The 11736-nt window shown below is 71.1% G+C and carries 8 protein-coding genes and 1 other RNA gene; 8 read left to right on the top strand and 1 reads right to left on the bottom strand.

What is annotated here, in order from left to right:
- The first annotated feature begins 27 nt into the window (after positions 1-27).
- On the top strand, positions 28-492 hold the full coding sequence (locus ACFYO9_RS14145; RefSeq protein ID WP_358773054.1) for a hypothetical protein: 465 nt from the start codon (positions 28-30) through the stop codon (positions 490-492).
- On the opposite strand, the gene ACFYO9_RS14140 is transcribed toward ACFYO9_RS14145, so the two are convergent.
- Positions 479-913, bottom strand: a complete 435-nt coding sequence (locus tag ACFYO9_RS14140) for a hypothetical protein (RefSeq protein ID WP_358773053.1) — start codon at positions 911-913, stop codon at positions 479-481. The two genes, ACFYO9_RS14145 and ACFYO9_RS14140, sit on opposite strands and share 14 nt — an antisense overlap.
- 115 nt (positions 914-1028) lie before the next feature.
- Here ACFYO9_RS14140 and ACFYO9_RS14135 point away from each other — a divergent pair, with 115 nt between their 5' ends.
- The 7 genes from ACFYO9_RS14135 to ACFYO9_RS14105 all read left to right on the top strand — a co-directional run bounded on the left by ACFYO9_RS14135 (position 1029) and on the right by ACFYO9_RS14105 (position 11682).
- A complete protein-coding gene (locus ACFYO9_RS14135; RefSeq protein ID WP_358773315.1) occupies positions 1029-1310 on the top strand; it encodes a hypothetical protein in 282 nt (93 codons plus the stop codon).
- Between the two features lie 76 nt (positions 1311-1386).
- Entirely contained in the window at positions 1387-2724 is a 1338-nt protein-coding gene (gene eccD, locus ACFYO9_RS14130) for a type VII secretion integral membrane protein EccD (protein ID WP_358773051.1), read from the top strand.
- 326 nt (positions 2725-3050) lie between these two features.
- On the top strand, positions 3051-3974 hold the full coding sequence (locus ACFYO9_RS14125) for a type VII secretion protein (RefSeq protein WP_355817424.1): 924 nt from the start codon (positions 3051-3053) through the stop codon (positions 3972-3974).
- Entirely contained in the window at positions 3971-8005 is a 4035-nt protein-coding gene (eccCa, locus tag ACFYO9_RS14120) for a type VII secretion protein EccCa (protein WP_358773049.1), read from the top strand. Before ACFYO9_RS14125 ends, eccCa begins: the two co-directional genes overlap by 4 nt.
- The gene (locus tag ACFYO9_RS14115; protein WP_358773047.1) at positions 8002-9435 is read left to right on the top strand and encodes a DUF6177 family protein; all 1434 of its coding nucleotides are present in this window, start codon (positions 8002-8004) and stop codon (positions 9433-9435) included. Before eccCa ends, ACFYO9_RS14115 begins: the two co-directional genes overlap by 4 nt.
- A gap of 75 nt (positions 9436-9510) precedes the next feature.
- Positions 9511-9915, top strand: an RNA gene (rnpB, locus tag ACFYO9_RS14110) — RNase P RNA component class A.
- Between the two features lie 345 nt (positions 9916-10260).
- A complete protein-coding gene (locus tag ACFYO9_RS14105) occupies positions 10261-11682 on the top strand; it encodes a DEAD/DEAH box helicase (protein WP_358773045.1) in 1422 nt (473 codons plus the stop codon).
- The last annotated feature ends 54 nt before the right edge of the window (positions 11683-11736 follow it).

Below are 11736 nucleotides of genomic sequence, written 5' to 3'. Positions count from 1 at the left end.
TGCCCCGAATGAATCGAAAGGCAATTCATGCAGAGTGAGACCCCGGGCCAGGGAGCGGCTGCAGCCCTGGAGTGGGCTGAGGGCGCCCATCGGAACGCTTGCGATTTCGCGACGATGCTGGGGGTCGCGCCCGAGCGATTCGAAGAGGATACGCTGGCAATCCTCCCGCGCTTGGAAAATTACGTCGCGCGGCTGCCGCTCGATGAGTTTGAGGAATCGGACTGGATTACGCTCCACACGGATCTGACGTCGGTCCTCGGTGATTTCCTCGTTCGGCGTCACGGTGCCAAATGGATCAAGGTGTGCGACGCTGGCTCACCGGCCGGTTTCCGGTACTTCATCGAAGTGAGAGGGTTCGATGGCAAGTTGCATCGGGTAGAGCCGTACGACGTAGTGATGGACGAGTTCCACAACATGCCGATCGAAGTCACGCGTATGCTTGCCAATGCGGAATCCGAGTTGAAGTTGAGTCCAGAATTCAACGATTCCTGACGTTCAGGGTCTGTGCGGTAATATTGTGCTGCGAGATCCCCTTCGTCAAGATTCCGGCTTCATTGAGCAGCAGCTCAGGTGCTTCATCTTCGTAGAAACGAATCTGCCCGACAATTCCTTCGGATCCCGCAAAGGCGACCAGTCTACGCAGAAGGGAAATTACTTCGGGGAGGCTTTCTTCATGCACCTCCTGACGGACGGTGAGGTGCCAGGAGTCATCGGCGTGTGTCAGTTCGTTCACTAGGGTGCCGCCAATATATAACCCGGTTCCTCTAGCTGCCAGTAGTGGCCACTCGTCCTCAGTCTCGTCGCGGCTTCGCCCGGAGCTGATGCCAAGATGCCAGCACAGGTCGTCGATAAGCGCTGCCGGTGTCGACCCGGACAGGTCAAAGGCCAGGTCGAGGGCGTACACGTCACTCATGACCAGATTCTATGGCCCTATGGCCCTGATGCGATCAGCGATCAGGGTTTCCCGTACGAGGGTCGCTGTGCTGTACTCCGCACGCACCCTGACCGCCCCAAAACGAAAGGATTTCATGTCGGCCCAGGACTACGACAGTCAACTCTTGGAGTCGGTGTCGGTTCGGCGGCGGCGGCTTCGGGATGCTTTTTTGTTTGGTGCTCTGCGGCAACGGCGCACCGTCGACGAGCGGTTGGGGAAGGTGTTTGCCGGGGTGGTGATCGCCGCGGTGCTGTGCGCCGGGTGCGTGGGATGGTCATTCGTCTCGCACCGGCTTATCGGGAAGAGCCCCTATGGCACTTCCGCGCCCTCTTCTCCTGTCTCTCCCTCGCCTTCCGGCGCGTCTTCTTCTCGATGATAGGTTCGAACACGTGATATCTGCGGGGGACTTGAGTCGCACGGACGGCGTCGGTGCGAACACCACGCGTCGGACGATGTTGAGCCGGATCACCTTGGTGGGTGAGCGGCGGCGCGTGGATCTCGTGCTTCCGTCCCAGGAACCGGTCGGGCTGCTGCTGCCCGAGGTGTTGCGGCTGCTCGGCGATCAGGTGGGGGCGCGACCGGAGCTGCGGCATCTGGTGACCACGGACGGGTCGGCCCTGGCGCAGGACGGCACGTTGGAGTCGGCGGGTGTCGTCGACGGTGCGGTGTTGCGGTTGGTGCGGGCGGAAGACGCTCCGTCGGCGCCCGTGGTGCATGACGTCAGCGATGAGGCCGCCGAGGACTTGGACGTCAGGGCGTGGCGGTGGGGTGCTCGGGCCAGGTCCGTGGTCGCGGGACTGTTCACCGTCTTCTGGGCGTTGACCGCGGGAGTGTTGGCCCGGGGGCAGTTCGAGCTGTCCGCCGTGGGTGGCGGGGCGCTCGGCGCCGCCGCGGTGGGCGCTGTGATTGGCGCGCTGCTCGGACGGGCGCGGCGGCGCGATGTCGCCGTCACTTTGCTCGGAGTCGGCGGGGGCCTGGGCGTGCTGGGGGCTTGGACGCTTGCTGACGCGTACGACTGGACGGGCGCTCTGCGGCTCGCCGGTGTGGCCGGTGCCGTTGTCGTGACCTTGTTGATGCTGGGGTGGTTTTCGCCGCTGGGACGTGGTGCCCTGGTCGGTGCGGCCGCGGCCGCCTCCTGTGTCGTGGCCTGGCAGGTCGCCCTGGCCGCGCAGGCCGGGGCGGGCGACGTGAGTGAGCAGGCTCGGGTCGGCGCGGCGCTGGCCGCCGTGTCCTTGGTGGCGCTGGGACTGCTTCCCCGTCTCGCGCTGATGGCGTCCGGACTGTCGGGCCTTGACGACCGGCGTACGGGCGGAGCATCGGTGAGTCGGTACCGGGTGAACACGGCGTTGGCGGCCACGCATCGAGGACTGGTGTGCGCCACCGTCGTCGTCGCGGCCTCCGCCGCCGCGGCCGGTGTGCTGGTGTTGCGCGAAGTGACGGTGTGGACGGTGCTGCTGGGCGTCGCCGTCACCCTCGTATTGGGGCTGCGGTCCCGTGCCTTCCCCCTGACGGGAGAGGTCGTCGCGCTGCTTGTGTGCGCGGCGGTCGTCGCTGTCCGGCTGATCGTGGTGTGGCTGGAGCGCTCTGAGGTGCCCGCCGGCCCGATGGGCGTCCTCGGGGTGCTCGTCGTACTGCCGTTGCTGGCCTTGGCGGTGCGTCCCGCCGAGCACGTACGGGTCCGGGTGCGGCGTGCGGGGGACCTGGTGGAGTCGGTGGGGGTGATCTCCTTGTTGCCGTTGGTGCTCGGGGTCTTCGGCGTGTACGGGCGACTGCTCGACACCTTCGCGTAGGGGCGGGTCCCATGGCTGAAGCTGACTGGCAGCGGGATCTGTTGCGGGAGTTGGGGGCGGAGGACGGTACGCCCAACGGTAAGCCGACCGGGGGTACGCCCAGCGGCAGGCCGACCGACGGTACGCCCGGCGGCGAGCCGACCGCGCGGCTGCGGCTTGCCCACCCCGTGACGGTGGAGAGCCCAACCGAGGGTTCCGTGACGCCGCGTACTCGTACTGCCGACGCGGAGGATGCCGGACGGCGATCGTCCCCTCCTTCGACCGCCCCCGGCCACGGTCAGGGAGCCGTGCCCGCGCCTCGCGGTGTACGTGATCCTCGGATCCCCATGCCGGCCCCTGAGCCCGTGCCCACCGTCGACCCCCGGCTCGCCCTCGCCCTCGGCGGTCCCCAGCACGGCGACTCCGTGGTGCGGCGCACAGGCCGTTCGTTGCGCAAGCTCACCGCCTCCGCCGGTCGCGAGGTCGCCGAGCTGACACGGCTCGCCCACGAGGTGCAACAGCCGGTCACCACAGGGCGTGTCGTCGCCGTCACCTCCATCCGGGGCGGAGTCGGCAAGTCCACGGTGTCCGCCCTCCTCGCCCGTACGTTCACCCACTACCGCCACGATCCGGTGCTCGCTCTGGAGGCGGACGGCGCGCTCGGCACACTGCCGGTGCGCCTTGGGGCCGAGTCGGTGCGCTGGGCGTGTGCCGATCTCGCCCGCATCCTCAGCCCGGCCATGCAGCTCACCGACGTCACCGGCTATCTGGTCCCGGTCACGGATGGCGGATGGCTGCTGCCCGCGAGTCAGGGGAGGGTCGGCGCACCGCTGGACGTACCGACGTACCGGACCGTGACCCTGGCGCTGCGCCGCTACTTCGCCGTGTCCGTGGTGGACTGCGAGACCCTCCCCGGTGAGGTGGCCCGCACCGCCATGGACACGGCCCATGCACGGGTCGTGGTCGCCCCCATGACCGCCGAAGGCGTCAACGGCACCAGGGTCGTCCTGGACTGGCTCGCCCAGCTGCCCCACTCCGCGCTCGCCACCACCGTGGTGGCGCTCACCGCCAACTCGCCCGACATGACGCTCGACCTCAAGACGGCCGCCGCCCACCTGCGGGAAACCGGGGTCAGCGTCGTGCCGCTGCCCTACGACCGGCACTTGGCCCAAGGAGGCCCCATCCACACCGGCATGCTCGGCCAGACTTCCACCGAGGCGGCCGTCGAGCTGGCGGCCGAGGCGATGCGGCGGGCGGTGCGGGTGCGATGACCCAGCAACTCGTCCACCGGCCGGCCCGTTCGACCCGGCCCCTTCCGGGCGCCACCCGGCGCACCATCGAGCCGCCGCCGAATCTGCCGGAGGGCAAGACGGGCAACGCGGCCACCTCGCTGCTCCCCATGGCGGGCGTCATGGGATCGGTCGTGATGATGACGATCATCCGGAACAGCCAGTTCGCGGCCGTCGGCGCGATCGTGCTGGTCTTCGCCCTCCTCGGCGCGGTGGCGCTGTTCCTGTCCCAGCGGGGCAAGGCTCAGCGCACCCGGCGTACCCAGCGGGAGCGCTATCTGGAGTACCTGGAGGAGCAGCGCGAGGAGCTCGGTGACGTCGAACGTGAACTGCGGGCCCAGGCCCGGCTGTTGAACCCCCCGCCGCTCGCGCTCTACGACCTCGTACGCGATCCCGCCCGCCTCTGGGAGCGCCGGCGCGCTGACACCGACTTCCTGCGGGTGCGTCTGGGCACCGGGGACGTGCCGGTACAGGATCTGGACATCGAACAGAACTCGGGCAGCGGAGTGCTCACCCCGCCCGACCCGTTCATGCTCAACGAAGCCCGCGCGTTGCAGCACCGGTTCGCCACCACGACGGACTTTCCCCTCACCGCCGGACTCGACCGTGCGGGGAACGTCAGCATCGTCGGCGACCGTGACGGGGTGCTGCGGGTCACCCGAGCCCTGCTCGCCCAGACCGCCGTCACCCACGCCCCGGACGACGTGGCCATCGCTCTCGGTGTGCCCGGCGACCGGCTGGAGGCGTGGGAGTGGGCCAAGTGGCTGCCCCATGTCCTGGACACACCGGCAGGCGACGGCCCCGTCGCCGCCCGGCGGATCGCCCCGAGCCTCACGGAGCTGGCCCGGCACTGTGCAGCCGACCTGCGCCGCCGCTCCTCCTACGCCGCGGAGGTGCGCCGCGGCCTGTCCGGGAAGGACGCCCTGAAGCTCAGCGACCGTCTTCTCGTGGTCAGTGACGCCTACGGGAAGACGGCCGACGAACTGCCCCGCCCCGATGCCGCGGTGGGACTGTCCGACATGGGCGTGACCGTGCTGCACCTGCTCGCGGAGCAGATCCACGAACCGGACGAAGTGAGCGTGCGCATCACCGTCGTCGACGACGGGCAGGTGGTCGTCGAGGACCTGCGCACCCCGGACGCCGCCCCCGGCCGGGGCAGCTCGGACGAGCTGAGCGTCCCGGGAGCCGAAGGGCTCGCCCGCGTGCTGGCCCCGCTCAGGCTGTCCGCCGAGTCCGCGGCCGACGGCACACCGATCTCGGGTCCCGTCGACTTCCCTGAGCTGCTGGGCATCGACGACCCGGCCGACCTCGACCTCACCCGGCTGTGGGCGCCCCGCGGTGAGCGGGACTTCCTGCGCGTACCCATCGGCCTCAACGACCGGCACGAACCCGTTCTGCTGGACCTCAAGGAGTCCTCCGAGCTCGGCATGGGCCCCCACGGGCTGTGTGTCGGCGCCACCGGTTCCGGCAAGAGCGAGCTGCTGCGCACCCTGGTCCTCGCGTTGACCGCCACCCACTCGCCCGAGGACCTGGCGATGGTCCTCGTCGACTACAAGGGCGGCGCCACCTTCGCCCCCTTCACGGGGCTCCCGCACGTCGCCGGGGTCATCACCAACCTGGAGAACCAGGCCGGCCTCGTCGAGCGGGTCCACACCAGCCTCGCCGGCGAGGTCAAACGCCGCCAGCAGGTACTCAAGGACGCCGGGAACGTCGCCGACATCGGGCATTACGCGGCGCTGCGCGCCCGGCGCCCCGACCTCGAGGCCCTGCCGCACCTCTTCGTGGTCATCGACGAATTCGGTGAACTGCTCACCGCCAAGCCGGACTTCATCGACCTGTTCCTGTCCATCGGACGGATCGGCCGCTCCATCGGCGTGCACCTGCTGCTGTCCAGCCAGCGCATCGAGTCCGGCAAACTCAAGGGGCTGGAGACCTACCTCTCCTACCGGCTCGGGTTGCGCACCTTCTCCTCGGACGAGTCGCGCACCGTGCTGGACACGGTGGACGCCTTCCAGCTGCCGCCGCTGCCGGGCTTCGGCTACCTCAAGGTCGACACATCGACTTATCAGCGCTTCAAGGCCGGATACGTCTCCGGGGCCCACCGCGGTCCCTCGGTCAAGGCGGACGACGGTGACAAGCCGCTGGTGCACACGTATCCGACCTACAGCACGGCACCGCGGACAGCCGGCGGCGACACGGCAGGACAACCCGCGATGCGGGAACGGGAGACCGGCCCCACCGTCATGTCGACCATGGTCGACCAACTCTGCGCCGCCGCCCCGCCCGTACGCCGCATCTGGCTCCCCCCGCTTCCCGGCACCCTCACCCTGGACGAGGCAGCAGGCCCCCTCGCCGCCTCCGAACGGGGACTCCACCTCGCGCCGGGAACGCACAGCGCGGGCGGCGGCGCGATGCGCGTCCCCCTGGGCACCCTCGACGACCCGGAGAAGCAGTGGCAGGGCCGATGGATCCTCGACCTGACCGCGGCGGGAGGACACGCCGCCGTCATCGGAGGCCCGCAGTCCGGCAAGACCACGCTGCTGCGCACCCTCGCCCTCTCCCTCGCCCTGACGCACACCCCCGCCGAAGTCGGCATCTACGGACTCGACCTGGCGGGTGGCGGACTCGGCTCGCTGGCCGGTCTGCCGCACGTCGGTGGCATCGCCGGACGCGCCGACCACGAACGCGCCGCCCGCACCGTCGCCGAAGTCCGCACCATGCTGAACGAGCGCGAGACCCTCTTCCGCACCCACGGCATCGACTCCGTCGACCAGCTTCGTCACCTGCGGGCTCAGGGACGCGTGCCCGAACTGGCTTCCACCGACATCGTGTTGCTCGTCGACGGCTTCGGCGCCCTGCGTGACGAGTTCAACGAGCTCGACGACGACGTGGCCGACCTCCTCAAGCGCGGCGGCGGCTACGGCGTCCACGTCGTCGCGGGCATGCTGCGCTGGAACGACGTGCGCATCGCCACCCAATCCATGTTCGGCAGCCGCAGCGAGCTGCGCCTCAACGACCCGGCCGACTCCAGCATCGACCGCAAACTGGCCGAAACCCTCACGCCCGACACTCCGGGCCGGGTCCTGACCGAGGCGAAACTCTTCGCCCAGACGGCACTGCCGCGCATCGACACCACGCCGTCCACCGCCGACCTCGGCTCGGCCCTGGAGGACGCGGCGCGCACCATCCGCGCCACCTGGCACGGTGAACTCGCCGCGCCCGTCCGCGTCCTGCCCACCCAGCTGTCCGCCGCACAACTCACCGCGTCCTCGGACGGGCCCTCGGGCATCCCCCTCGGGGTGGACCAGGATGCTCTCGCGCCGGTCCTGCTGGACCTCTTCGGCCAGGACCAGCATCTGCTGATCCTCGGCGACAACGAATGCGGCAAGACCAACCTGCTCAAGCACATATCCCGTCAGCTCACCGCCCGCCACAGCGAAAGCGAGCTGGTCTTCGGCGTCTTCGACCCGCGCCGCGGGCTGCGCGGCGTCATCCCCGAGCCCTACCGGGGCGGTTACGCACACAACGCCAAGCTCGCCCAGGCCCTGGCCACCGGAATCGCCGGCGAACTCGAGAAGCGCCTGCCGGAAACCGCCGACCCCGACGCCGACACCCTCGAACCCGCCTTCAGCGGCCCGCGCATCGTCATCCTCGTCGACGACTACGACATCCTCACCACGGCGGGCCAGCAGCCGCTCGCGCCCTTCGTCCCGTACGTCTCCTCCGCCCAGGACATCGGCCTGCACTTCATCGTCGCCCGCCGCGTCGCCGGGTCCTCCCGCGCCCTGTACGAGCCCTTCCTCACCACCCTGCGCGAAACCGGAACCACGGCCCTCCTCATGACCGGCGACCGCACCGAAGGCCAGCTCTTCCCCGGCCTGTACGCCTCGCCCCAGCCCCCCGGCCGCGGCACCCTCGTCCGCCGGGGACGCCGCCACCAGCTCATGCAGACCGCCCTCAGCCACGAGACCGACGGCACCCCCGGCGCGGCCTTCGGAACAGGAACACCGTGACCAAAGACGTCATAGCCCTCAGCCACAAGATGCCCGACGCACCGGCGCTGCTCGCGGCCCTGCACGCGGGCGGCCCCGATCTCGGCATCGGCACCGAACACGACGGTGCGGTCATCCAGCTGCGCACCGCGGCCGGCCGTCCCCTGGTATCCGTCGAGGCGCCGCTCCTCGTCCAGGTACCCGGTGAAGCGCAGCGGCTCCTCGGCCCCGAGGCGCCGGTGCCCGGGGTGCCGTTCTGGTGGACCGAGGCACGGGCGACGACCGCCGTACCCGAGGCCGACCGGCTCGCGGGCTCTCTCTGCGGACGGCTGAGCACCCTGCTCGGCGGCACCGTGTGGCCCCCGGACGCGGCGAGCCTCGACGTCGTCGGGACACCTCTGGGCGACGAGGTCTCGGCGCATCCGGAACCCGCCGGGAACCTCCCCGCCGTCGACGTCCTCACCGACTCGACCGCCGTCGTCATCGCCGACCGCCCCGTCATCCCGCTGACCACCTGGCTGTCGCAGATCCTGCGCGCCACCACGGCCTCCGACCGCGCCTTGCACATCGTCACGCCACCGCACGTACGCCTCAGCCTGCCCTTGCGTACCGCGCTGACCGGTGCCCCCAACCGCTGGGTCGTCCAACACCCCGACTGCGGCTACTACGACGGCCTTTCGGGGGCTGTGCTGCGATGGCAGGACGGCACCTTCGCGCCCGCCCGTACGGAGGACGGGGAGACCGCCGTGGCCGAGGCCTTCACCACGACGGCCGCCGCACAGGTCGCCGAGCACCAACTTCTGGTCTCCTTCCGTGCCCATCACGAGGCCGACGCGGGCCTGGTGCTCGGCCGTGGTCTGGAGGAGATCTGGCAGCGCCTGACCGGCACGTCTCCCGCCGGGTGGGGCACCGCCGAACCCGTCAACCTGCCCTGGTCCACCCGCCAGCTGACGGACCTGGCCCGCGACCGCGCGCCTGGGGCAAGCCATCTGCTCGCGGTCGGCCACCCCGACCGGCCCGCCCTCGCCTCCCTGCGGGTCACCCGCACCGCGTCCGGCGTGGCCGAAGACGTGACCTTCGCGGTGGGCCACGCGGCCGACGAGGAGCCGCCTCTGCACTCCGTCGAGGCACTGGCGCGCACGCTCGTCGCCGGACACGACCTGGTGACCATGCTCGTCTCACTCCGCCGGGGCGACCGTGAGCTGACCGCCTCCCCGCGTTTCGAGGCACCGCCCGTCCCCGTCTCCTTCACCCTCGGCTCCTCCGGCGTGCGGGACACCGGCCTTGCGCGAGCCGGTCGACCGCCCCTCGGCGTCCGCCCGGTCCGGCTCGGAACGGAGGCCGCACCTGCCTTCCACTACCCCTTGGGTGATGGGACCGACGCGGAGGCCTGGAACACGCTCGGGCACCTCACGGAGCACCTCGAAGGCGCTGCTGACGTCGCGAACTGAAAGGCGGGGCGTGAGCGGCGTCGGCCTCGGGGGCGGGGCGGGGGTCCCGCCGGGTACCATGGTCCGCACGGCAGACGAGCCGGGCGGACGGTCGCGTGAAGGCTCCTTCGGGGGGCTTCCCGAGGAACGTCCGGGCTCCACAGGGCAAGGTGGTGGCTAACGGCCACCCGGGGTGACCCGCGGGACAGTGCCACAGAAAGCAGACCGCCCCGCGCTCCGGCGCGAGGTAAGGGTGAAACGGTGGTGTAAGAGACCACCAGCGCCTGAGGTGACTCAGGCGGCTAGGTAAACCCCACCTGGAGCAAGGTCAAGAGGAGCGCCGTGAAACGCGCTCTGCGCGGACGTTCGAGGGCTGCCCGCCCGAGTCCGCGGGTAGACCGCACGAGGCCGGCAGCAATGCCGGCCCTAGATGGATGGCCGTCGCCGCGACGTCCGCGAGGACCCGCGGTACAGAACCCGGCGTACAGCCCGGCTCGTCTGCCCCACCCGCTCCGGCCCCGGCCGGGGCCCGGCGTTCCGGCTTCGGTTGGGGCCGAGCGTTCCGGCTTCGGTCGGGGCACCAGCGTCACCCGGCCCCGGCCGGGCGAGGCACCCAGCGTCACCCCGGCTCCGGTCGGGACCACGCAGCGTCACCCCGGCCCCGGCCGGAGTACTGAGCGTCCCGGCTCTGGTTGGGGCGGCCAGCGTCACCCCGGCTCCGGTCGGGTCATGCACCGTCACCCCGGCCCCGCCGGACCCCGCACCACCCCGGCCCCGCCCGCGGGGCCACCACCTGCCGGGCCTTCCTCGGTGTGTCCGTTCCGGTCCCTTCGCGGAAGGCTCTTCATGACTCACTCCGATCACCACCACCCCGCCCAGCCCGACGTCGCCGCGCCGCCGTCCTTCGGTGATCTGGATCTGCCCGCCCCGCTCCTCCGTACCCTCGACGAGCTCGGTGTGCGTGAGCCCTTTCCCATTCAGGCCGTCACCGTGCCCACCGCCCTCGCCGGGCGGGACGTGCTGGGGCGGGGGCGGACCGGGTCCGGCAAGACGCTTGCCTTCGGGCTGCCGCTGCTCGCCCGTATCGCGGGGCGCCGTGCCGAGGCCAAGCAGCCGCTCGCCCTCGTCCTCGTGCCCACCCGCGAGCTCGCCCAGCAGGTCACCGAGGCGCTCACCCCGTACGCCGACGCGCTGCGGCTGCGGCTCGCCACCGTCGTCGGCGGCATCTCCATCGGCCGGCAGATCGCCGCGCTGCGGGATGGCGCCGAGGTCGTCGTCGCCACCCCCGGGCGTCTGCACGACCTGATCGAGCGCAAGGCCTGCCGCCTCGGCCGGGTCCGGATCACCGTCCTCGACGAGGCCGACCAGATGTGCGACATGGGCTTCCTGCCGCAGGTCACCGAGGCCCTCGACCAGGTGCACGCCGACGGCCAGCGGCTGCTGTTCTCGGCCACCCTCGACCGCGACGTCGACCAGCTGGTCGAGGGCTACCTCCGCGATCCCGTCGTCCACTCGGTCGACCCGTCCGCCGGCGCCGTCACGACCATGGACCACCACGTCCTGGTCGTCCACGCCCCCGACCGGTACGCCGTCACCACGGAGATCGCCGCCCGCGACGGCCGCGTCCTGCTGTTCCTCGACACCAAGCACGCCGTCGACCAGCTCACCCGGCACCTGCGCGCGAGCGGGGTGTCCGCGGCCGCCCTGCACAGCGGCAAGTCCCAGCCGCAGCGCACCCGTACCCTCGCCCAGTTCAAGAACGGCCAGGTCACCGCCCTGGTGGCGACCAACGTCGCGGCCCGCGGCCTGCACGTCGACGATCTCGACCTCGTCGTCAACGTCGACCCGCCGACCGACCCCAAGGACTATCTGCACCGCGCCGGCCGCACCGCCCGGGCCGGCGAGTCCGGCCGCGTCGTCACCCTCGTCCTCTCCGGTCAGCGCCGCGAGACCGGCCTGGTGCTGACCGAGGCGGGCATCGAGCCGACCGTCACCAAGGTGCGCTCGGGCGAGGCGGTGCTCAGCCGCATCACCGGGGCGCGCCGCCCGTCCGGCACCCCGCTCGACGGCGGCCCCGCCGCGGCCCGCCCCAAGAACACCAACAAGCCCTTCCGCGGCCTCGGCACCAGCAAGGACGGCAAGGACGCCGCCAGTGGTGCGGGCGGTACGGGCGGTACGGGGGGTACGGGCGGCAAGTCCCGCAAGAGCTCCGAGGCCCGCAAGCTCGCCGAGGCGCGCCGGGCGGCCCGGGTGCGCCGCGGGGGCTGACCCCGCCGAAGCGCGGTCCCGCCGCGTCCGCGCCCGTCAGCACTCCTTGCTGCC

This window comes from Streptomyces sp. NPDC005863, assembly GCF_042871345.1.
In the GTDB taxonomy this organism is placed as follows: Bacteria; Actinomycetota; Actinomycetes; order Streptomycetales; family Streptomycetaceae; genus Streptomyces.
This window is presented reverse-complemented; position numbering and strand designations above follow the sequence as displayed.